A 21018-nucleotide genomic window follows, 5' to 3' on the forward strand; every position below is an offset into this window, starting at 1 on the left:
CTGCGGGAGCAGCCGCAGCAGCACGACCAGGAGGCCAGGCCATGGAGCTGGTGGTGGTGTCGGTCCCCGACTGCCCGAACGCGCCGATACTGGAGCGGCGGCTGGCCCAGGCGCTGGCCGAGACCGGTATCGAGCAGGCCGCCTCGATCGCGCGCCGCGTCGTGAGCGACGGCGAGCAGGCGGCGCGCCGGCAGATGCGCGGCTCGCCGACTCAGCCCATTGCCGTCACGACGGACGCTGCTGCCACGCCCGGTGAATTGCGCAGCCTGGGGTAGGTGATGCCTCGGAAGACCTGGAGGCCGAGATGAAACGTTCGGCGCTCGCGGGAATTGCTGCCGGGTCGGTGCTGGCGGCTACAGCGGTTACCGGCATCGCCGTCGGCGACAGCCCGTCACAGCACACTTTGGCGCGGCAGCCGGCCGCGTCCCCGTCCGGGCGGGACACAGTGGGGTCACATCACCCGATGCGTGCCCCGATCATGAGCGATGAAGCCGGCTACCTGGCCCACATGGTGGCGCACCACCAGGAGGCGGTACAGGCAGCCCGCCAGCTTCAGCGATCGAGCCGCACCGAAATGCGCAGCCTGGGCTCCTCGATCGTCACCACGCAAAGCGCCGAAATCGCCACGATGAAGAAATGGCTGGCCGCCTGGTATCCCGGGCATTCGCACGCTGCCGACTACCGGCCGATGATGCGGGATCTGTCCAAACTGTCAGATGATGCACTGGATAAGGCGTTCCTGCGGGACATGATCCCTCACCACATGATGGCCGTGATGATGTCCCAGCAACTGCTCATGCACGGGCGCATCCAACACGGCGACGTCGCCGCCTTCGCGGCCAAGGTACGCGACGATCAGCATGCCGAGTTGGTGCGGATGCAGCAGTACTTGGCCGACTGGTTCAACGACTGGAGCATGCCCTGCCCGATGGCGAGCCACCTCCACACATCTGGCCCGGTAGGGCTTCTGTAGTAGTGCGCAGGGCGCCGCGGCCACCAACAGTGGCTCAACTCCGTGACGCCATGCCGCAGCGCCTTTCGGCTTTGTTCTTGAGCCATCTGCTGTACCGGCGCTTCGAACCCGAATGAACGACCACCTGGAACTGGACAACACTCCGAGAGCCTCCTCGCCCGGCGCCGCAGGCACATCGGCGCCCCGCCGCCTGGGTCATCCGGGAGGCTGACCCGCTCGACAAGGCCGAGCTCTACGCCCAGACGGGGCTGCGGCTCACCTACAGGTCCCAGAAACAACTCGTGGAGGCCCACGTTGTCCCTGGCTCCACGTGTGCAGAAGGTACATGTCCGTCGCCATCCCACGGAGATCACATGATGCCCGCTCAGCAGCCCCTACCTACGCTCCCTGATGCTCAGCCCCCGGCGCGGGGCGATGAAGACACGGTTCTTCTCGTATACCTCCGCTGGCCCGTGGATTCGGTGGACGACCACGTTGTCGGTGGTACTGGTGGCGGGCATCGCCGCTGTCGTGTCCCATCGGCACATGTGCGAGCTGGCGCCTCGGCACGGCGAAGCGTGCTGGGGGCGACCTTGATCTCACTAGCGGTGGAAGGAGAAGGCCCTGCGGCTCCTCAGACGGTGAGCTGCTGGGCCAGCCAGGGCAAGGCCTGGGGGAGCTCCCTGTTCCACGTGTTGAAGTTATGGCCGCCGCTGGGCAGGATCAGCGACGACGCCTGCATCGGTGGCCGCACCGCGGCGAGGAACCGCACCGTCTCCGGATATTCGCGCTCGCCCTTCTTGCTGCTGGTGACGAGCACACTCACGGGCGGCGCAGGCAGGTGCGCCAGCCGCCACATGAGATCGTTGCGCTGCTCGAGCGCCTTGTCGCCGTGGAACAGGTCCCCCGTGGTGCCGTCGATGATCGTCTTGAAGTACCCCGAGAGCGAGACGGCCGCGGAGAACTCGTCAGGATGGCTCATCGCGAGCTTGAGCGCGCAGTATCCGCCGGTCGAACCGCCCAGGATGCCCCACGAGTCCCGCCCTGCGGCCACCCGGTAGTGGGCGATCATGTCGGCCTTCACGTCCCTGGCGAAGTACGTCTGCACCTGCGGCCCGCCGGGCACGTCCACGCACTCGGTGTCACGCGGCAGCACCACGCTGGGCCGCATCATGACCAGGATCGCCGGCTTGACCTGGCGAAGGCTGATGGCGTGCGCCATCCGGCCCGGCAGGTCGAGCCGGGTCATGAGGTTGCGGGGATCACCCGGATACCCGGTGAGCGCCAGGATCGCGGGAAAGCGCCGCTGGGGGTCCTTGAAATACGCCGAGGGCAGGAAGACGTACGCCTCCTCGCTCAGCCGTGTGGCCGGCCCCGGCATGATCACCTGCTCGATCCGCCCGCCCGGCACCGCGCGGCTGCTCAGCACCTGCAGGCCCGACGTCGCAACAGTGATCGGCACCGTCGCCGGCTCGGTGCCCAACAGGTCGGCCCACGAGCCGTAGAAGCCAAAGTAGGTGTTGACGACCAGCCCGATCGCCGCCAGGGTCAGCACCTGGCACAGGCCGAGCACGCCCACCCGGCCGAGCACCGCCCCGACACTCCTGGCACTCAGCCGCGGCCACAGCCACACCGTCGCCGCCAGTGCCGCCACGGCCAACGCCGCCACGGCGAGCATCAACCCGCGCGAGGTGAGTTCCATGGTATGGGCATATCGGGCGGCCCATAAGCTGCAAGTTAACAAGGAGATTAACCCGGGTGGACTTGACTACGGGGACATGAGGCGTTCCTGGATCCCCGTCGCCGCGGGGTACGCGTCGTTGACCGTCGGCCTGCTCGACATCGCCAAGGCCGTGTCCCCTCATTTCGGGCACAGCCGGATGGGTGAATGGTCCGCGGTCCTGCCTGGCATCGTCACGACCGTGACCCGGACGACCTCTCTGGTCGTCGGCATCATGCTGGTGATGATCGCGCACGCGCTGCGCCGGCGCAAGGTACGCGCGTGGCGCGCGGTTATGGTGCTGCTGCCGGTGAGCGTGATCATGGGCTTCGTGCACATGCGACCCGCCTCGGCCCTGATCAGCCTGGCTCTCACGGCCGTGCTCGTGGCCGGCAGGCGCGAGTTCGCGGCGCTGCCCGACCCGCGCTCGCGCTGGCGTGCCCTGGGCAACCTGCTCGTGCTCGGTGCCATCGACGTCGGGCTCGGCTTCGTGATCGTCAGCGCCCGGCCGAAGGCCCTCGCCGGTCATCCCAGCGTGCTCGACCGCCTCGAACACGTGCTGCTGGGCCTGGCCGGGATCGAGGGCCCGGTCACGTTCACCGACGCGCGGGTCTCCGACCTGGTCTACTTCTCGCTGCTCGCGTTGGGCACGCTCACCGCCGTGACCACGCTCTACCTGGCCATGCGGCCGACCCGGCCGGTCGCCCAGCTCACCGAGGAGGACGAGCGGCGCCTGCGCGATCTGCTCCGCCAGTCGGGCGAGCGCGACTCGCTCGGCTATTTCGCGCTGCGGCGCGACAAGAGCGTGATCTTCTCGCCCTCCGGCAAGGCCGCCGTCGCCTACCGCGTCGTGTCCGGGGTGATGCTGGCCAGCGGCGACCCCATCGGCGACCCGGAAGCCTGGCCCGCGGCGATCAAGGCTTTCCTGCGCGAGGCCAGGCGGCACGCCTGGGTGCCCGCCGTCATCGGCTGCGGCGAGACGGCCGGCGAAGTGTGGACCCGCGATACCGGGATGTCGGCGCTGGAGATCGGCGACGAGGCCGTGGTCGAGGTGGCCGGCTTCACGCTGGAGGGCCGGGCCATGCGCAACGTCCGCCAGATGGTCAACAGGACCGAACGCGCCGGCTACACCTGCCGTGTTCACCGCGTGGCCGACCTGTCCGACCAGGAGAAGGAACGCATCAAGCAGGCGGCCGACGCCTGGCGCGGCACCCAGACCGAGCGCGGCTACTCCATGGCGCTGGGCCGCTTCGGCGACCCGGCCGACGCCGACTGCCTGGTGGCCACCGCGCACAAGGACGGGGAGCTGCGGGCCGTGCTGCACTTCGTGCCGTGGGGGCCGAACGGCATCTCCCTCGACCTCATGCGGCGTGACCGCAGCGCTGAGCCGGGGCTCAACGAGCTCCTGATCGTCAAGACCCTGCAGGCCGCACCCTCCCTGAGTATCAGCCAGGTGTCGCTGAACTTCGCCATGTTCCGGTCGGTGCTGGCCCGCGGCGAGCGCCTCGGCGCGGGACCGGTGCTGCGCGCCTGGCGGGCGGTGCTCATCTTCCTGTCGCAGTGGTTCCAGATCGAGTCGCTCTACCGGTTCAACGCCAAGTTCCGGCCGATCTGGGAGCCCCGCTTCGTGGTCTATCCGAACGCTCGCGACCTGCCCCGCATCAGCGTGTCCGCGCTGCAGGCCGAGGCGTTCATCACCCTGGGCCGCCCGCGCGTCCGCCGACTGCGCGTGCCGCGCCTGCGCCCGGTCCGGCTCGCCTAGTGACACCTGCCGCCGCTGAACCGCTGCGTGCCGCGGAACGTCGCGAGTCTCAGCCGTCACGGGCTGGCTCTGGCCGATGAGAGCACTGGTGAGGACACGGAAGAGTACGCCCGGGCCCTGCGCCGACCTGCCCGACAGCGCCGTGCTGACCCCGGCGACCAGCGCGGTCGACCACTTCCTCAGGCAAGGCCACCAGCGCGTGGTGCTCCTCGGCGGCGAAGGGCTGAGCCGCAATGATCACCAGCATCACCGGGGTTCCGGAGCACGCCGTCGGCAAACCCTCTCTCGACACCCTGCGATGCGCCGCCGGCCGACTGGCGACCGACCCCTCCGGCGCCGTGGTCGGCGACGACCCCCAGCTCCCACCTCACCCTCACCGGCGTCGCCCAACTCCACGAACTCCTCGCCTCAACCCCCATTGAAGAGTCGCACGGGCATCGAAGCGCAATCACAGGATTGATCCCTGGACGGTTTGGGCGTATGACAATCAAGGACCAGACGAGGTGGACGGCGGCACGCGAGGGGAGTTCTCGCCGGGCTCGAACGTATGGATCACGTGGTCGGGACTCAGTCGCGTGCCGTGCTCGAACTCGGCCGTGAACGACGCATCCCCAAGAGCCTCGCGCAGGGCCGCGGTAATGCGGTCTACGTCCCCTCGTTCGGCCGGTGGCAGCGGCGCGCCGACCGACTCGCGCAGCGCCGCGGCGACGCCCAGCAGGCGTGCGGCGCGTGGTGCGTTCACAGCGGTGAGTGCCCCCGCCAGTCCCTCGAAGGCCAGGGCCACGGCCCGGGGGTCGCCGATCTTGCGGGCGGAGGCGAGGCCGTCCAGGTGCAGACTCACCGCGGCTTCGGCGTCGCCGCGCTGTTCGGCGGCGAATCCCAACTCGGCCAGGGCCAGGGCCAGGCCGGGCTCCCCTGACACGCCGCGTAGCCAGTCCACCCATTTGGCCAGGTGGGATTCGACCAGCTCCGGTTTGCCCTGGCGGCGAGCACTCAGGGCCAGCCCCATCTCGGCGAAGTGCTGGGCGACCTTGTTGGACTGCTCGGCGGCCAGGCGCATCGCCTGCTCGTGGTACGCGTCGGCGGCCGCGAGGTCACCCGTCAGAAGGGCGATCCTGCCGAGCCCGGACAGCCGGAACGACGCCTCGCCCCAGAGGGCGAGCTCCTCGGCTATGCGCAGGCCCTCGCGGTGCAGCCGGGCCGCCTCGCGATAGTCGCCCGCGATCTCGGCGAGTTCGGCGAGAGTGTTGGTGGCCTTCACCCGGCCCCACCGGTCGCCGAGTTCCTTGAAGAGCTCGTCGCTGTTCAGAGCGTCGCGGTGGGCGGCGGCGAGGTCGCCCCGGGCCCGGGCGATCGTGGCCCGCACACTCAGCGCGGCGGCCACCCCCCAGCGGTCGTCCAGCTCGCCGAAGCTGGCAAGGGCCTGCTCAAGCAGGGCTGAGGTGACGGTCAGGTCGGTGAAGCCGCGGTGCGCGTAGCTCAGGAACCACTGAGCCCGCGCCCGCGCGCCCATGTCGGCGATGTTCTCGTAAGAGCTGGTCGACGCGCGGGCATCCGCATCGGTGCCGTCGCTCATCAGGAGGCGCACGCCGGTCCGCCAGGCGACCACGCGGGCGTCGTCGCATACGTTCAGCGCCAGGTCGAGCGCGCGCCGGGCCTCGGCCAGGCGTCCGCGCAGGAGCCAGTACCAACCGAGCGCGTTGACGAGGCGGGCTGCGGCGTCGCCGTCGGCCAGCCGTACGGTCGTGTCGAGGGCGGCGCGCAGGTTGGCCCATTCGCGATCGAGACGTTCCAGCCAGGGCCGCTGGTCGGGGCCGCGGAGGTGCAGCGCGGCGCGTTCGGCCAGCCCGGTGTAGTGGCGCAGGTGGCGGCGGTGGATCTCGTCGTATTCGCCGGCCTCCCGCAGGCGGTCGAGGCAGTATTCCCGGACCGACTCCAGGAGATGGTAGCGGGGGCCGACCGGACCGTCCGCCATGACGACGAGCGACCGATCCACCAGTCGCGCCAGCACGTCTATCCCGTCCGCCCCGTCCAGCGAGCCGACCTCCTCTGCCGCGGTCAGCGTGCACCCGTCGGCGTGAACGCCGAGCCTGCGCAGGGCCACGCGTTCGGGCTCGGACAGCAGCTCCCAGCTCCAGTCGATCATCGCGCGGAGCGTACGCTGCCTGGCTGGGGCGCCGCGCCTGCCCGCCACCAGCACACCGAACCGGTCGTCGAGCCGGGCGGCCAGCCCGTGCACCCCAAGCGCGCGCACGCGAGCGGCGGCCAGCTCCAACGCGAGCGGGATCCCGTCCAGGCGCCGGCAGATCGCGGCCACGGCCGCGGCATTGCCGGGGTCGAGCCCGAAGCCCGGTGCAGCGGCGGCGGCCCGGGTCACGAACAGCTCCACGGCGGCGAAGCGGCGTAGTTCCTCGGGCTCTGCGGCGGGGTCCGGCAAGTCCAGCGGGGGCACGGCCCACAGCCGTTCGCCGGGGAGACCCAGGGACTCCTGGCTGGTGGCGAGGATGCGCAGGCCGGGCGCCGTCCGCAGCAGCACCTCGGCCACCACGGCGACGGACTCGATCACATGCTCGCAGTTGTCCAGCACGAGCAGGAGGCTCCTCGTACGGAGCGCGTCGGCCAGCCGGCCCAGCATGTCACCGGCGGCCTCTGCCTGGTCACGGATCCTGAGAGCGTCGTCACGGACGCCGAGGGCCGAAGCGGCGACTCCGGCCACCGACGCCGGGGAGTCGCCGGAGGCCCGATCGAGGCCGGCCAGCTCCACCAGCCACGCGCCATCGGGGATGCCGCCCTCCAGTTCGCGGGCGACCTTGAGCGCGAGCTGGGTCTTGCCCACCCCGGCCGCGCCGGTGAGCGTGATCAGCCGTCCCGACTCCAGTAGCGTGCGTAGGTGGCTCACCGCTTGCTCCCGGCCGATGAGTTCGGCCAGGGCTGCGGGCAGATTGGTACGCTGCCGCACCGCGACGGCGGTCCCCTCCAGCGCTGGATCCCGCCTGAGTATCGCCTCGTGCAGGGCCACCAGCTCCGGGCCGGGGTCCAGGCCGAGTTCGTCGGCCAGCCGCTCGCGCAGGTCGGCGTAGCTCGCCAGTGCCTCGCTCTGCCGTCCAGCCCGGGAGAGGACACGCATGTGCAGGGAGCGTAGGCGCTCGCGCAGCGGATGCCGGGTCACCAGATCGCCCAGCTCGCCGGCCAGCCAGCCGTGCTCGCCGAGCGCCAGACGCGCCTCCGCGTGCTCCTCCAGCGCGGCCAGGCGCTCTTCTTCCAGCCGGGCCGCCACCGGCCTGGCGAAGTCCTCGTCTACGAAGTCGGCGTACGCCGGTCCCCGCCACAACGCCAGCGCGTCGGCCAGCAGCTTCGCCCGCTCCCGTACGTCGACCGCCGCCTTGGCCCGGGTGACCAGCGACGCGAACCGGCCGGTATCCACGGCCTCGGGCTCCAGCCGCAGCAGGTAGCCCGGAGGCTGCGACACCACCAGGTCGCGACCGCCCGGCTCGGCGCTCTCCAGGACCCGGCGCAGCTGGGACACCCTGGAGTGCAGGGTGCCGGTGGGATTGCGCGGCAGCCGCTCGCCCCACAAGTCGTCGATCAGCCGATCGGACGACACAGGACGCCCCTCGTACACGAGTAGATCGGCCAGCAGCGCCCGCACCTTCGCCTCGGGGATGCGTACGGGCCTGCCGCCAGCCGTCCAGACGGCCAGCGGACCGAGCACCCCGAAACGCACAACCGCCAGGTTAGACGAGTTCGGACGGGCCCAAAGACGGCCCGCAGAAAACCCGAAGGGGCCCGGATCAGGATGAAGCCATCAACCGATCTTTCAAAGGATGAATGAACGATGAGAGTCAATCGCGAGATCCGGCTTGCCTCCCGCCCGGTCGGTGAGCCGGGACCGGACAACTTCGAGCTGGTCGAGGTCGAGCTGCCGGAGCCGGGCGAGGGTCAGATCCTGGTCCGTAACACGTGGATGTCGGTCGACCCGTACATGAGGGGCCGAATGAACGATGCCGAGTCGTACATCCCGCCGTTCCAGCTCGGCGTCGCGCTGGAGGGCGGCGCGGTCGGCGAAGTGATCGCCTCCCACGCCGAGGAGATCCCGGTCGGCGCGACGGTGTCCCATTTCCTGGGCTGGCGCGAGTACGCCGTGCTGGATGCCACCGCAGCGGCCGTCGTGGACACCGGCCTCGCCCGCCCGCAGGACTATCTGGGCGCACTCGGGCCGACCGGCCTGACCGCGTACCTCGCCGTCACCGAGATCGCACCGGTCAAGAAGGGCGACGTGGTCTTCGTCTCCGGCGCCGCAGGCGCCGTCGGCGGCGTGGCCGGGCAGCTCGCCCGCAAGCTGGGCGCCGCCAAGGTGATCGGCTCAGCCGGGGGACCCGAGAAGGTCAAGAAGGTTGTCGAGGACTTCGGCTTCGACGCCGCCATCGACTACCGAACCGGTTCGCTGCCCCAACGGCTCGCCGAACTCGCGCCCGAGGGCGTCGACATCTACGTCGACAACGTTGGCGGCGACCACCTGCAGGCCGCCATCGGCGCGCTGAAGGTGCACGGTAAGGCCGCCCTCGTGGGCATGATCAGCCAATACAACGCGACCGCCCCCGTCCCCGGCCCGAGCAACATCTACGACGTGGTCACCAAGCGGCTGACCCTGCGCGGTGTGCTGGTGACCGACCATCTTCACCGCTTCCCCGAGTACATCGCCCAGGCCGCAGCCTGGCTGACCGACGGCGGCCTGCGCACGGAAGAGACGGTGGTCGAGGGCCTCGAGCAGGCTCCGGACGCCTTCCTCGGCGTGCTGCATGGCGCCAACACCGGCAAGATGCTCGTCCGCCTGGCGCGAGGATGACGACATGTCCACTCGCATGACGATCGAGGAACGCGAGACGTTCCTGGCCGGCACCCACATCGGCGTGCTCAGCGTCCCTGAGGGTCGCGCCTCGCTGCTGATCCCGATCTGGTACGCCTACGCGCCCGGCGGCGAGATCAGAATCAGCACGCCGTCCGGCAACCGCAAGCTGGGCCTGATCCAGGAAGCCGGTTACGTAGGTTTCGCCGTCCAGCAGGAGGAGATGCCGTACAAGTTCGTCTCCGTCGACGGCCCGGTCGTCGCCTACGAGCCGGCCGACCCGACGGAGTACCGTCGATGGGCGATCCGGTATCTCGGCCCTTCTGATGGGAAGCGGTTCTTCGAGTCGATCGAGGACGGTCTGCCGGATTGGGTCACCATCCGGATCCGGCCGGAGCGGTGGCGCACGTTCGACTTCGGCAAAGAGTTCAGCTGATCGGTGCTTGGACCGCGCGGGTCAGTGCAGCGTGCGTGCCCATCCACCGCATGGTCGTCCACGAATGCCTTCTCGGGCAGGTCCCGCCACGGGCTGCCCATGCAGAACCGCCACATCACTTCGTTGAACCGGCGCCTACCAGGACCGGAGGGCACCGCGCAGAATCCGCACCCTCATGACCCGAACCCTGAACAGGCCCCGGGCCTCCTTCGTGTTGGGGGAGGACTTGGACGCGTGTGCGATCGCTCGCTGTCAGCCAGGGCTGCCAGTCGATCTCACCCGGGTCGGGGACCAAGGCCTCCGGCACGACCGCCTCATGCACTCCAAGTCAGATGGGGCTAGTCCCTTCCCGGCACAGGAACTTGAACAGGAAGCGCACCGGCACACGAACCCCCAGCTCTTCAGCCAGCTCGCGGACCGCCGCCTCCTCATACGACTCGCCCACGCCCACGGCACCGCCGACCATCACGTCGTAGTAGCCCGGGAACCGGGACAAGGTCACGCTCGCCCGGGAAACCGACGTCCCCCGCAACGCCCTGACCCAGCGGCATCCCGACCTGAAGAACGAGTTCTACGAGCGCGTCAAAGCACGAGGAGCGATAGAGCTCGGCAGTGCTGTCCGTCAGCACATCCACGATGACCGCGTCGATGTCGCCGTCCAAGAAGTTCCGGGCCACGCACAGCCGTTAAGCACTCCCAGTCGTTGCTGGCGAAGACCCTCCAGCCCGTTCCAGGGTGCGGCGTTGTGCGGCGTGGCCGCTAACGACCAGATGGCGAACATCGTCGATGTCGATGAAGGCAGCACATGGTCGTTCCTGGACAACGAGGCGACCGATCGTGCTCTTGCCCACCGCTGGAGGTCCGGTCAAAATCAACGCTCGCACCAAGTAATCCCCTCGCATGCTTACCCGCGCCCAGGGCATCTCCTACGGTGGATCTAGCTGATCACCTGTCGGAAGATTCCGAACGCCAGTCGATACCATGCCGCAGTGCCCTCAGAAACATTGATCGTGACGGTCGCCCAGATTTCCCCCGAACCAGGGGATGTGCGAGCTAATGCCCGTTCAGCGGCGGCTCTGATGATCGAAACCGCGGATGCCGGTGCGAAACTGCTCGTGTTCCCCCAGCTGTCACTTGTCAGCTACGACCTGGCGCTCTTCACCGACCCGTCGGCTTGGGTGACCGAGGACGACCCGCGGCTCGACGTCGTCCGCCAAGCCAGCGCGGAGTGCGGCGTGACCGCTGTGGTCGGCGCCGCGTACCGCGGGCCGGACAACACGGCCTGGATCGCCTCGCTGGCGATCCGCCCCAACGGCGAGATCCAGGTTTACGGCAAGCAGAACCTGCACGGTGTGGAGCGCGACCTGTTCCAGCCCGGCGACAAAATCCAGATCCTGGACATCGACGGCTGGCGCGTCGCCCTCGCCATCTGCTACGACGCCGCAGTACCGGGGCACGCAGCGGAAGCGGCCGGCCTGGGCGCCGAGGTATACGCTGTGTCCGCCCTGTACACGCAGGAGGAGGTGCGGCGCATTGACGTCCACTCCGCGGCCCGGGCCATGGACCACCGCATGTACGCGGTCGTCGCGAACCTCGCCGGCCGGGGACCGGGGTGGGAATCGTGCGGCGGCAGCGGCACCTGGCACCCGGACGGCACGCGGCTGAGCCAGGCCGGGACCGACCCGGGTGTGTTCACCATGGCGTTGTCGCGCAGTGAGCTGCAGGCGTTGCGCGACAAGGACGCCCTGGCCGGGAACCCGCGGACCGCCCTCGTCGCAGACATATGGACGTGACGGCACCAGGCCCGGCTGAGCCGCACGGCGGCTCTCTCACGGGACAGGTACTGATCTTCGACGCCGATGACACGCTGTGGGAGAACAACGTCCTCTTCGAACGCGCCGTGGACGACTTCCTGCTCTGGCTGGACCACCCGACCCTCGACGGGGCCGAGATCCGCGCCATCCTCAACAGCATCCAGGCGGCGAACGCGGTCGCCCACGGATACGGCGGCAAGATGTTCGTGCACAGCCTGAAGGAGTGCCTGAAGCGACTCCGCGAGCGGCCGGCGAACGCTGCGGAACTGCGCCATGTCGACGGGTTGGCCGCGGCCGTCCTGGAAGGACGCGTGGAGCTGGTCCCGGATGTCGCCGAGACACTCACAGTTCTCGGCGGCCGGCATGAGTTGCTCCTGCTCACCAAGGGCGATACCGAGGAGCAGCAGCGCAAACTGGATCTCTCGGGGCTCGTGCACCACTTTCGCGGCATCCATATCGTGGCCGAGAAGGACGTCGACACCTACCGGCGGCTCACTCGCGACCTCGACCTGGCGCCGGCTGCGACCTGGATGATCGGCAACTCGCCGAAGTCGGACATCCTTCCCGCCCGGCAGGCGGGCATGAACGCTGTCTTCATCCCGAACGACAACACCTGGGTGCTGGAGCACAGTGAGCTCGATGACGACGATGAAGGAGTGCTGCGGCTGCGGACGTTCTCCGAGCTACTGCATCACTTCTGAAAGCGAAAGGAACCTGCTGTTGAGCAACGATCCGACTGCAAACGTTCTCGCCGGACCGTCCCAGCCGGGCGCCGATCAGATGCGCAGGACGCCCAGTGTCTCGTGCGTGTTCATCTGCCACGACGGAGACGGCCGGGTGCTGCTGGCCCGGCGTGGCGCCGGTGCGCGTGACGAGCCCGGAGCCTGGGACTGTGGTGCCGGAGCGCTGGAGTACGGGGAGTCGTTCGAGACGGCTGTCGCCCGGGAGGTCGGCGAGGAATACATGACCCGTCCGCTGACGATCGAGACCATCGGCGTTCGCAACGTCCTGCGAGAGGAGCCGCCCTCTCACTGGGTCGCGGTGATCTTCGCGGTCGGGGTCGATCCCACCGAAGCCGCTATCGGCGAGCCTCACAAGTTCGACGAGCTGGGCTGGTTCTCTCTGGACTCGCTGCCGTCGCCGATGCACTCGCAGCTCGCCGAGAGCATCAGGCTGTTCCGCGCATGGCAAGGGGTATAGCGCGGACACCACCGCTTCCACGCTACGGTCGGCGACGGTCAGGCGTTCGACTGGCGCCCGAGCCGTGCCTGCGCGCGAGGAAAGAGCAGGAATCATGATCCAGGTCTTCGGCGAGGGCACAGCGCCGCACCCGCGGTTGGGTGGAACGGAATCCGCACAAACCCGTGTTGGGACGCGCCGAGCGACACAGCTGCCGGGGGGGCGGGCTGCCGGGCGGGTGAGGCCCGGGCGTAAGCAGGGCAGCCTGGTCAGCGACGCACGATCAGCCAGGTGGCGATGGCGGTGACGGGGTGATTGCCGATGATGTGCTGCCGACTGCACGGAAAGGTGATCGAGTCACCCTTGGACAACGTGACGAGCTCCGACTCGAACTCGATGGTCAGCTCCCCGCCGTGACGGTGCCCACCTCGTACCCCTCGTGCTTGAGGAACTGTCCGTGAGCCGTGGAGACGGCGTTCGGCGGGTAGGTGGACTCGAAGAACTCCACGTCCGGCGCTGGCACCGGTGACAGCCGTCGGCAGGTCACTCCTCCGCTGAGCTGTATCGGCGCGACCTCCCAGGCCCTCCCGATCGCGAAGCCGGGCACGGAGGCGTCGGCACGGGGCCCCTCCTGTGTGTCGAAGACGGCCGCCGGCGGCACCCCGATGGCCTTCAGGTACGCGATCAGCCGGCTCACCGAGGGCCGCATCGGCACGCGCTCGATCTGTGACACCGCGCTTGCCGAGATGCCCAGCTCACAGGAGTGGCGGAAGGCTGCCCGGCCGTAGACGATTAGTAGATAATCTATTTCAGAACTATCTGCTAATGTCCTTCTTGTTGTAGCGGCTTCCACCAGAGGAGATCTCGATGTTCACGCGTGCCCTCATCGTTGACCCGTCCGCCCCCGCAGGCATCGGCTTCGGGGAGATCGCCGACCCCGTCGCCGGTCCCGGACAGGTGCTCATCGACGTGCAGTACGCCTCGCTCAACTACGCCGACATCAATGACGCAACCTCTGGACGCGTTCCGGTCGGCGCAGCGCTGGGCCTCGACGCGGCCGGGTCCGTCCTGCAGGCGGCGACGGACGGCTCCGGCCCTGCCGTCGGAACCCGTGTCGTGCTCTTCGCGCAGGGGGCGTTCGCGGAGCGGGTGGCCGTCGATGTGTCGGCGGTGGCCCAAGTCCCGGACGGTGTTGGGCTGGCCGAGGCGGCCGCACTGCCGACGGCGGGCCTGGCCGCGCTCCGCTCGCTGCGGGCCGCCGCGGCCGGACCCGGCAAGCGTGTGCTGGTGACCGGCGCCTCGGGCGGTGTGGGACGGTACGCCGTGCGTCTCGCCTCCCACGCCGGGGCGTACGTCATCGCTTCGGTCGGCTCCCCCGCGCGAGGGGATGGCCTTGCCAAGGCGGGCGCGGATGAGGTGGTCGTGGGCCTGGACGACGTCAAAGAGCCCGTCGACATCGTCGTGGAGACGGTCGGCGGACCCCATCTGGTCGCGGCCTGGGGACTCCTTGCTCCCGGCGGGACCCTCCAGTCCGTCGGGTGGACCTCGGGAGAGCCTGCTGTCTTCTCGCCGTATGCCACTGTCGGCCCGACCAGGACGCTCGCTTCCTACGTCAACGAGTTCGGAGCCGCCGCCGACCTGGCCGAGCTGGTACGGCTCGCGGCTGAAGGCGTCCTGGTGCCCGAGATCGGCTGGCGCGACTCCTGGGAAAGCTTCGCCGAGGCGGCCGACGCGCTACGCGGCCGGCGCGTGGCAGGAAAGGCGGTATTCGACCTCAAGTCTCGCGATTGACACCCTTCCGTCTGAAATGCGGCCTGGCGTGGGTCAGCGGGCTACGTCCATGCGCTCTGTGCCGATGACCGACAGCAGTCGGTCGGCGCGATGCTCGGTCCAGTCGGCCAGCGCGGCCGTGGTGGGCGTGTGCCTGGGCAGATCCAGCAGCCCGAGCAGGGAGAGCAGCCGCGCCGCGTCCTGTCCGGCTGGCTCCACGCGCAACTGCTGGTGGCTGACCGCGATGCTGGCACGCCAGCCCGGTGGGCACCGCGGGATCGGCGAACGGGTCGATTCCGCCCACCAGCAGTGTCGGCAAGCCACGCATCTGCCAGCGTGCCGCCTGCTCGGCATCGGCCACCGTATGCCGCACGATCGCAACGTGCTCGCCGATCTCCAGCTCGGCGAGCACGCGTGCCAGCCGTTCCTCCAACGTGGGCGCGTTCGGACACCCGGGCACCATCACCACCGTCAGCTCCATCTCCATGCCTCCTCACCGTCGCTGGGACCGTCCGTCGCCTCGACGTAAAGGTTCCAGTGCGATGGAAGGTCAAGGCCGTACTCTGGAGACATGCGCATCGGGGATCTCGCCGCCGCGGCCGGCCTCAGCACCAAGACCATCCGGTTCTACGAGCAGGCCGAGCTGCTGCCGCCGCCGCCCCGCACGCCCGCCGGCTACCGCGACTATCCGCCCGCCGCACGCGAGCGGCTCGCCTTCATCCGCGACGCGCAAGCCGCCGGGTTCACCCTGGCCGAAATCCGCGGCGTGCTGGCCATCCGCGACGCCGGTCAGCCGCCCTGCCACCACGTCACCACGGTGATCGAGACCCACCTCGAACAGGTCGAGCAACGCATCGCCGAACTGATCGCCACGCGTACCGAGCTGCAGAACCTGCGCCAGCGGGCACAGGGAGTCGATCCGGCCGACTGCGGCCCTGAAGGAATCTGCCGCATCCTGACCACCGCGTAAGCCCTCGCGGGCCCAGCCCTGCAGGTCACACGATGGGCATCTCCCTATCTGGCCCGGTCGCTGGTGGTGTGGTGCCGGCTGGGCTCGGTACGACCGCCGTGGCAGTATCAGGGCGTGCAGGAGCAGCACTTCACCGCCGAAAGCCAACCGGGTGGGCGAGGGCGCATGTTCGTCCCGGTACCGTTCGATCCGGACGCGGTCTGGGCGCCCAAGCCGGTGCATCATGTGACGGGCACGCTCAACGGGATGGGCATTCGCGCAGTGATCATCGAGCACAACGGGCAACGCGGCTTTCTGCTCGGCCCTGCCTGGCTGAGATGCGGGCTGGAGCCGGGCGAGCAGGTGACCGTGGTTCTCATACCAGAGGGGCCGCAGCGACCAGATCTTGCTGAGGACGTGGCTGCGGCGCTGGAGGCCAACCCAGCGGCGGGCGCGTTCTTTGACTCGCTCGCGCAGTTCTACCGGCGGGCTTATCTCCGCTGGATCGATGCCACCAAACGCCGCCCCGAAACACGGGCGCAGCGGATCGCCGAAATGGTCAGCCTGCTGGAGGCAGGGATCAAGCAGCGTCCCGGAACCTGAGCGCCTTACCTGGCTGGGCAGCACAGTCGCGGATCCTGCTGCCTCCGGCTGCTCAGCCGCCGCCGCGCCGCCGGGGACACATTCTCGCGGCGGAGGCTTGCGTGTAGACCCGAGTGGAGCATCATCTGAGCTACTCGGTTTTGGGGACGCATTGGGGACGATCAGTGACGGCCGGACTCAGCCGGACAGACGACGAAGCCCCTGACCCGGGTTTCCACTGGTCAGGGGCTCATTTCTGCTGGTCGCGATCGGTGCCCCCGGCGGGGCACGCCCCAAATCTTCGGCACCTCCACCTGCGGTTTCACGCGGCCGCCTCATCGTTGAGGCCCGTGCTGAGGTGGTCAAGGGCGGTGCCGGGCAATGAGGAGGTGGCTGATCTGGTCCAGGGCTGGGCCGCTTCACCAGCCGCCGCTGGTTGTGGGGGGCTGACCGTGTTGAGCACCTTGACGCCGGCGTTGTAGCGTCCGGCTGGCAGCGGCATCCGCCGCGTGCTCTTGGCATCTCTACGGCATCTGTGTCCGGCGGATGACATTGATCCTTGGCGATCCTGATCAGGTCCGAGGTGGCGTCACCCCGGGGACGCCACCCAAACTGATCTCATTGCCTTCCGTGTCCCGGTAAGTCACCTTGGTCACGCCACCGTCGTACGTCTCGCGCTTGGCGGGCTCGATGCCCCTCCGGGCGATCTCGGCGACCCGGTCGTCCAGGTCGTCGACGAACGACAGCACCAGGGCGTTTCCTGCCCGTTCCGGCTCCTCGACGATGTAGATGTACCGGTGCTCGGCCACCTCCCATACCGCCTCGATGTCGTTCGGCAGGAATGAGGGCTGCCCGCCGAAGAACTGTTCGTACCACGGCAACGCCGCGGCGTAGTCGGTGACGGGGATGCCGGCAAAGAGGTCCAGCGCCATGTCGTCCTCCGCGCGTAGTCGATGTGTCGCCGGTACTGACTTCGGCGGCGTCGGAACCTCATCGGTGGTTGGCTTGCACCGGTGCATCCCGTCCCGAGAAGCCGGTGATAGCACCGAGTGTCCCTCCCACCAACCTCATACACGATCATTCCGGTTCGCCATGCGGCAAGAGTCGGTGTCTGTCAGTGTCTTGAGGTGGCGCGATGGGCGCCCTATACGGCCAGGCCGGCGGACGGGATGACCAGGCCGACCACGTCGAGCTCCTCGACCCGCTCCTCGGGCATCGGTCCGAACCGGTCCGGTACCGAGGCCGCGAGGGCCGACCGGACCTGCGCGATGACCTCTTCACCGGCCCGGTCACGCACCTCCTTGGAGGTCCACACCTGGACGATCCTGAAGCCGGTCGGGGTGGGCCAGGCCACGTGGGCGAGGAGCCCGTCGACGTGACCGCCGGTGTGCTCGATCAGCGCCGCGTGAAAGGCGTCGTACAGTTCGGTCGGGGCCGGTACATCGATGGTGACCGCGTACGTCATGAGGTCCTCCTGGTCGGGGTGGGTGCTGAGAGGCGGGCGGCGAGGTCGGCGGCGCCGTCGCCGGATAGCTGCGGCAGCGCGGCGAGGCGCCCGCAGCACACGAGGAGCAGCGCGGCCATCGGGCCCCGGACCTCCTGGCCGTCGCCTGCCGACCAGGATGTGTCGGTGGCGGTGAGCCGGAACCCGGCTACCTTCCGCGCGGAGGGCTGCGGCGGCGGCCAGCGCATGGACAGCACCCGGCTGGCGGAGATCGCCGCGGCGTCGGGTGCCATGTCGAGCCGGCGGCCGAGGGGGATGGCGATGTCCTGGCTGTGCACGAGGATGTCGCAGAGCGTCTCCAGGTAGGTGACGCCGAAGTTGTGCCGGCGGGAGCCGATCATGGCGCGGATCTTGGCGATGATCTGGTCGGTGGTCAGCTCGGCGGCGCGCAGGTGGGCGACGTGCTGTGTTGTGCGGTCGAGGCTGCCGCGCCACCCATTATGGAGATCACGTCGCCGAACCTGAGCTGCTGCATGGTCAGGTGTGCGGCGACGTCGCGGACGCCTCCTTCAGCCGCCCTGCGCCTGCCGGCACGCACCGGCCACGCACTCGCGCAGCCACCGGTGAGCCGGGTCCGCGTCGAGCCGGACGTGCCACAGCAGCGACACCGTCACCTCGGGAGCGGGGAAGGGCAGCTCGAAGGAGTGCATCCCGCGCCGCAGGTTCACGGTGTGGCGCTCCGGGACCGTGGCGACCAGGTCGGAGGCCTTCGCCAGCGCCAAGGCGGCGCCGAAGCCGTCCACGACCGTCACGACCTCCCGATGGCGGCCTGTCGGGCGCAGAGCCTCGTCCACGAGCCCCTCCGTCAGGCCGCGCCGCGAGACGTGCACGTGTCGCGAGGCGGCATACCGGGCCGTCGTGACCTTCCCCGTGCTCAACGGGTGCTCGCTCCGCACCACACCGATGAACCGGTCGGTGAACAGCGGCTCGCTCAGCACATCCGGGGGCAGGGCGTGCTCGACGACACCGGTCTCCAAATCAACACCGCCATCCCGCAACGGACCGACGTCCTTCCTGGTCTTCTGCACGAACCGCAGCCGCACGCCAGGCGCCTCACCGCCGACCTTGGCCACCAGCTCGGGTCCGAACCTCTCCACGAACCCGTCGCTGCTGCGCAACGCGAAGGTCCGCTCCAGTGTCGCCAGGTCGAGGGTTTCGGCCGGCCGCAGCACCTCTTCGGCCTCCAGGACCAGGCGGCGTACCCGCTCGCGCAACTCCACGGCGCGCGGTGTGGGCACCAGCCCCCGACCGGCCCGTACGAGCAGCGGGTCACCGGTGGTCCGCCGCAACCGCGCAAGCGCACGACTCATCGCAGAAGGACTGAGCGCGAGCCGTTCCCCCGCCCGCGTCACGCTGCCCTCCTCGAGCAGGACGTCCAGCGTGACCAGCAGGTTCAGATCGGGGCGTGCCATACGCACACGATCTCACAGATCACTCCACACATGGCGTTTCATACACAGGTTACTTTCTATCTTTGCGTCTTCCGCCAGGTCGAAACGGGACCTACCGTCCATTGCGACCCCCTCGACTCCAGGAAGAGGCCATCTCTTGAAACCGGCAACGCCTCCGGGCACCGAGCCCGGGCAGACATCGCGGGTGCGGCGTCCATCACTGGCCTGGGCGCTGATCGCACTGTCGCTGTCCATGCTCCTGCCCTCGCTGAGCATCAGCATCGCCAACGTCGGCCTGCCGGACATGGCGGTCGCTTTCGATGCCGCCTTCAACGAGGTCCAGTGGGTCGTGATCGCCTATCTCCTGGCCATCACGACACTGATCGTCGGCGCCGGCCGGCTCGGTGACCTCGCCGGCCGGCGTCGTCTCCTGATCAGCGGCATCACCGTGTTCACGATCGCGACGCTGCTGTGTGCTCTCGCCCCAGACCTCCGCTTCCTCATCGCCGCCCGGGCTCTCCAAGGCGCCGGCGCCGCCTGCATGATGGCGCTGACCATGGCCTTCGTCGGCGAGACTGTGCCCAAGGACCGCACCGGCAGCGTCATGGGGCTTCTCGGCACGATGTCGGCGATCGGCACCGCGCTCGGGCCCTCACTCGGTGGAGTCCTCATCACGATCTTCGGCTGGCGTGCGATCTTCCTCATCGGCGTGCCGCTCGGGCTGGTCACGCTCGCCCTCACGATGCGGGCGCTGCCCCGCTCCTCACCGGCGAGAAGCTCGGCCGGCCGGCGTCTTGACATCGCAGGCACGGCATTGCTGGCGCTCACCCTGGGCGCCTATGCGCTGGCCATGACAATCGGAGGGACCTCGTTCGGCCCGCTCGCCATCGGCTCGCTCATCGCCTCCGGGACAGGACTCGCCCTGTTCGTCCTCGTCGAGAGCCGGGTCTCGGCCCCGCTGCTCACCCTTTCGATGTTCCGCGATCCCGTTCTCGCCGCGGGCCTGACGACAAGCGCACTGGTCTCGACCGTCATGATGACCACACTCGTCGTGGGCCCCTTCCACCTGGCCCGGGCACTCGGCCTCGACCCCGCCTTCGTCGGGCTCGTCATGTCGGCCGGCCCTGCGGTGTCCGCCCTCACGGGCGTGCCGGCAGGCCGGGCCACCGATCGCTACGGCGCCGACACCATGGTGATCGCCGGGCTCGGCGGCGTCATCGGCGGCACGGTGATGCTCTCCGTGATGCCCACGGCCGCCGGAGTCATCGGATACGTCCTACCCCTGGTCGCCACCACGGCCGGCTATGCGCTGTTCCAGGCGGCCAACAACACCGCTGTCATGAAGGACGTCCCCGCGCACCGGCGTGGCCTGGTGTCCGGCATGCTGAACCTCTCGCGGAACCTCGGCCTCATCACCGGCGCATCCGTCATGGGGACGGTCTTCGCCGTCGCCGCCGGCACGAGTGACGTCACCGCGGCCGCGTCGGCGGAGGTGGCTCGCGGAACTCACCGGACCTTCGCCGTCGCGGCCCTCCTCGTGACCTTCGGCCTGGCCGTGGCCCTGGCGCTGCGTCATCGCCGCCGGTCTACCCTGGTGAGCTTGACAAGGCTCCGCGAAGGCACGCGCGACGAATAGGTCAGCGGCGTATGGGAGCGTCCGAACCCCGGTCGCCCCTCGCGCCGGCCAGCGCGGCGACGGCATAGCCGCCGAAGGAGAGGCTGGCTGCGCCAACCGGGCCGAGGCGCTCAAGAACGGCGGAAAGTCCGACGCGCTTGAATTCCGCGCCACCTGGCTGATCAACACTGATCTCGGCACGGCCGACGGCACCGGGGTGGTCGGAGGCGGCGGCTACCGGCCGCAGGAGGTCTCGGTGTGGACCCGCATCGGCGAGATAACCGCCTATGACGGGAACTCCGTTACGTCATGGGGGACACCGCGCTTCGATCTCACCCTGCAGCCCTGCGACGTCGACCGCAGGCCTGGCCGGGGCCGAGAAGGCGCTCATCCCGTCACCGTCCCAGCGCCCGCGCGGCGCGAAGAAGCGTGCGTGTGCACCCACCAGGCGAGTGGAAGTGCGATCAGCACCACCGCCTGGATCGCGAGCAACGCCGG

General features: G+C 69.2%; 21 protein-coding genes. 12 read left to right on the forward strand and 9 right to left on the reverse strand.

The genetic code is table 11. The features are described 5' to 3' along the window. Positions 1–275, forward strand: a 275-nt coding sequence (locus ACTWQA_RS55455) for a hypothetical protein (protein WP_443166856.1), incomplete at its 5' end; no start/stop codon positions are given. A gap of 29 nt (positions 276–304) precedes the next feature. Then, on the forward strand, positions 305–973 hold the full coding sequence (locus tag ACTWQA_RS55460) for a DUF305 domain-containing protein (protein ID WP_443166857.1): 669 nt from the start codon (positions 305–307) through the stop codon (positions 971–973). Between the two features lie 613 nt (positions 974–1586). On the opposite strand, the gene ACTWQA_RS55465 is transcribed toward ACTWQA_RS55460, so the two are convergent. After that, on the reverse strand, positions 1587–2654 hold the full coding sequence (locus ACTWQA_RS55465) for an alpha/beta hydrolase (RefSeq protein WP_443166858.1): 1068 nt from the start codon (positions 2652–2654) through the stop codon (positions 1587–1589). Positions 2655–2730: 76 nt separating this feature from the next. Between ACTWQA_RS55465 and ACTWQA_RS55470 the strand changes: the two genes are divergently transcribed. Then, the gene (locus tag ACTWQA_RS55470) at positions 2731–4434 is read left to right on the forward strand and encodes a phosphatidylglycerol lysyltransferase domain-containing protein (protein WP_443166859.1); all 1704 of its coding nucleotides are present in this window, start codon (positions 2731–2733) and stop codon (positions 4432–4434) included. 487 nt (positions 4435–4921) lie between these two features. Here the strand turns inward: ACTWQA_RS55470 and ACTWQA_RS55475 are convergent, their stop codons facing one another. After that, positions 4922–8158 carry a BTAD domain-containing putative transcriptional regulator gene (locus tag ACTWQA_RS55475; RefSeq protein ID WP_443166860.1) on the reverse strand — a complete coding sequence of 1079 codons (3237 nt, stop codon included), beginning with the start codon at positions 8156–8158 and terminating at the stop codon, positions 4922–4924. A 111-nt stretch (positions 8159–8269) separates the two neighbouring features. On the opposite strand from ACTWQA_RS55475, the gene ACTWQA_RS55480 reads away from it, so the two are divergent. Beyond that, positions 8270–9280: an NADP-dependent oxidoreductase gene (locus ACTWQA_RS55480; RefSeq protein ID WP_443166861.1), complete on the forward strand. Its 1011-nt coding sequence runs from the start codon at positions 8270–8272 to the stop codon at positions 9278–9280. Between the two features lie 4 nt (positions 9281–9284). Then, on the forward strand, positions 9285–9716 hold the full coding sequence (locus tag ACTWQA_RS55485; RefSeq protein ID WP_443166862.1) for a pyridoxamine 5'-phosphate oxidase family protein: 432 nt from the start codon (positions 9285–9287) through the stop codon (positions 9714–9716). A 328-nt stretch (positions 9717–10044) separates the two neighbouring features. On the opposite strand, the gene ACTWQA_RS55490 is transcribed toward ACTWQA_RS55485, so the two are convergent. Continuing rightward, positions 10045–10212, reverse strand: a complete 168-nt coding sequence (locus ACTWQA_RS55490) for an NUDIX domain-containing protein (protein ID WP_443166863.1) — start codon at positions 10210–10212, stop codon at positions 10045–10047. A gap of 514 nt (positions 10213–10726) precedes the next feature. Between ACTWQA_RS55490 and ACTWQA_RS55495 the strand changes: the two genes are divergently transcribed. The 3 genes from ACTWQA_RS55495 to ACTWQA_RS55505 are packed head-to-tail and all read left to right on the forward strand — an operon-like array spanning position 10727 to position 12730. After that, a complete protein-coding gene (locus ACTWQA_RS55495) occupies positions 10727–11509 on the forward strand; it encodes a carbon-nitrogen hydrolase family protein (RefSeq protein ID WP_443166875.1) in 783 nt (260 codons plus the stop codon). Continuing rightward, complete coding sequence (locus tag ACTWQA_RS55500; RefSeq protein WP_443166864.1) at positions 11506–12231, forward strand: HAD family hydrolase; 726 nt, start codon at positions 11506–11508, stop codon at positions 12229–12231. Before ACTWQA_RS55495 ends, ACTWQA_RS55500 begins: the two co-directional genes overlap by 4 nt. Positions 12232–12250: 19 nt before the next feature. Continuing rightward, positions 12251–12730, forward strand: coding sequence for an NUDIX domain-containing protein (locus tag ACTWQA_RS55505; RefSeq protein ID WP_443166865.1), 480 nt, complete (start codon positions 12251–12253; stop codon positions 12728–12730). Positions 12731–13109: 379 nt separating this feature from the next. On the opposite strand, the gene ACTWQA_RS55510 is transcribed toward ACTWQA_RS55505, so the two are convergent. Continuing rightward, positions 13110–13562 carry a helix-turn-helix domain-containing protein gene (locus ACTWQA_RS55510; protein WP_443166866.1) on the reverse strand — a complete coding sequence of 151 codons (453 nt, stop codon included), beginning with the start codon at positions 13560–13562 and terminating at the stop codon, positions 13110–13112. 14 nt (positions 13563–13576) lie between these two features. On the opposite strand from ACTWQA_RS55510, the gene ACTWQA_RS55515 reads away from it, so the two are divergent. Next, on the forward strand, positions 13577–14500 hold the full coding sequence (locus ACTWQA_RS55515) for a zinc-binding dehydrogenase (protein WP_327588557.1): 924 nt from the start codon (positions 13577–13579) through the stop codon (positions 14498–14500). A 33-nt stretch (positions 14501–14533) separates the two neighbouring features. On the opposite strand, the gene ACTWQA_RS55520 is transcribed toward ACTWQA_RS55515, so the two are convergent. Next, positions 14534–14698, reverse strand: coding sequence for a hypothetical protein (locus ACTWQA_RS55520; RefSeq protein WP_443166867.1), 165 nt, complete (start codon positions 14696–14698; stop codon positions 14534–14536). Between the two features lie 352 nt (positions 14699–15050). Between ACTWQA_RS55520 and ACTWQA_RS55525 the strand changes: the two genes are divergently transcribed. Together ACTWQA_RS55525 and ACTWQA_RS55530 are read left to right on the forward strand one after the other, a co-directional pair. After that, positions 15051–15449: a heavy metal-responsive transcriptional regulator gene (locus ACTWQA_RS55525; protein ID WP_443166868.1), complete on the forward strand. Its 399-nt coding sequence runs from the start codon at positions 15051–15053 to the stop codon at positions 15447–15449. A gap of 114 nt (positions 15450–15563) precedes the next feature. Then, the gene (locus ACTWQA_RS55530) at positions 15564–16031 is read left to right on the forward strand and encodes a YdeI/OmpD-associated family protein (RefSeq protein WP_443166869.1); all 468 of its coding nucleotides are present in this window, start codon (positions 15564–15566) and stop codon (positions 16029–16031) included. Positions 16032–16582: 551 nt separating this feature from the next. On the opposite strand, the gene ACTWQA_RS55535 is transcribed toward ACTWQA_RS55530, so the two are convergent. The 4 genes from ACTWQA_RS55535 to ACTWQA_RS55550 form a co-directional block, all read right to left on the reverse strand. Further along, positions 16583–16942 (reverse strand): VOC family protein, encoded by a 360-nt coding sequence (locus ACTWQA_RS55535; RefSeq protein ID WP_443166870.1) that lies wholly within the window; start codon positions 16940–16942, stop codon positions 16583–16585. A 212-nt stretch (positions 16943–17154) separates the two neighbouring features. Then, positions 17155–17475, reverse strand: coding sequence for a hypothetical protein (locus ACTWQA_RS55540; RefSeq protein WP_443166871.1), 321 nt, complete (start codon positions 17473–17475; stop codon positions 17155–17157). Further along, entirely contained in the window at positions 17472–17855 is a 384-nt protein-coding gene (locus ACTWQA_RS55545) for a hypothetical protein (protein ID WP_443166872.1), read from the reverse strand. The genes ACTWQA_RS55540 and ACTWQA_RS55545 overlap by 4 nt, the downstream gene beginning before the upstream one ends. Before the next feature lie 168 nt (positions 17856–18023). Beyond that, the gene (locus ACTWQA_RS55550) at positions 18024–18926 is read right to left on the reverse strand and encodes a LysR family transcriptional regulator (RefSeq protein WP_443166873.1); all 903 of its coding nucleotides are present in this window, start codon (positions 18924–18926) and stop codon (positions 18024–18026) included. Positions 18927–19110: 184 nt separating this feature from the next. Between ACTWQA_RS55550 and ACTWQA_RS55555 the strand changes: the two genes are divergently transcribed. Beyond that, positions 19111–20541: an MFS transporter gene (locus ACTWQA_RS55555; RefSeq protein WP_443166874.1), complete on the forward strand. Its 1431-nt coding sequence runs from the start codon at positions 19111–19113 to the stop codon at positions 20539–20541. The last annotated feature ends 477 nt before the right edge of the window (positions 20542–21018 follow it).

The organism is Nonomuraea sp. 10N515B (assembly GCF_052245915.1).
In the GTDB taxonomy this organism is placed as follows: Bacteria; Actinomycetota; Actinomycetes; order Streptosporangiales; family Streptosporangiaceae; genus Nonomuraea.

Coding starts and splice junctions, on each gene's coding strand:
- ACTWQA_RS55480 (WP_443166861.1), top strand. CDS start 8,270: ATGAGAGTCAATCGCGAGATCCGGCTTGCCTCCCGCCCGGTCGGTGAG.
- ACTWQA_RS55550 (WP_443166873.1), bottom strand. CDS start 18,926: ATGGCACGCCCCGATCTGAACCTGCTGGTCACGCTGGACGTCCTGCTC.
- ACTWQA_RS55525 (WP_443166868.1), top strand. CDS start 15,051: ATGCGCATCGGGGATCTCGCCGCCGCGGCCGGCCTCAGCACCAAGACC.
- ACTWQA_RS55545 (WP_443166872.1), bottom strand. CDS start 17,855: ATGATCGGCTCCCGCCGGCACAACTTCGGCGTCACCTACCTGGAGACG.
- ACTWQA_RS55465 (WP_443166858.1), bottom strand. CDS start 2,654: ATGGAACTCACCTCGCGCGGGTTGATGCTCGCCGTGGCGGCGTTGGCC.
- ACTWQA_RS55535 (WP_443166870.1), bottom strand. CDS start 16,942: ATGGCGCTGGACCTCTTTGCCGGCATCCCCGTCACCGACTACGCCGCG.
- ACTWQA_RS55460 (WP_443166857.1), top strand. CDS start 305: ATGAAACGTTCGGCGCTCGCGGGAATTGCTGCCGGGTCGGTGCTGGCG.
- ACTWQA_RS55540 (WP_443166871.1), bottom strand. CDS start 17,475: ATGACGTACGCGGTCACCATCGATGTACCGGCCCCGACCGAACTGTAC.
- ACTWQA_RS55515 (WP_327588557.1), top strand. CDS start 13,577: ATGTTCACGCGTGCCCTCATCGTTGACCCGTCCGCCCCCGCAGGCATC.
- ACTWQA_RS55470 (WP_443166859.1), top strand. CDS start 2,731: ATGAGGCGTTCCTGGATCCCCGTCGCCGCGGGGTACGCGTCGTTGACC.
- ACTWQA_RS55485 (WP_443166862.1), top strand. CDS start 9,285: ATGTCCACTCGCATGACGATCGAGGAACGCGAGACGTTCCTGGCCGGC.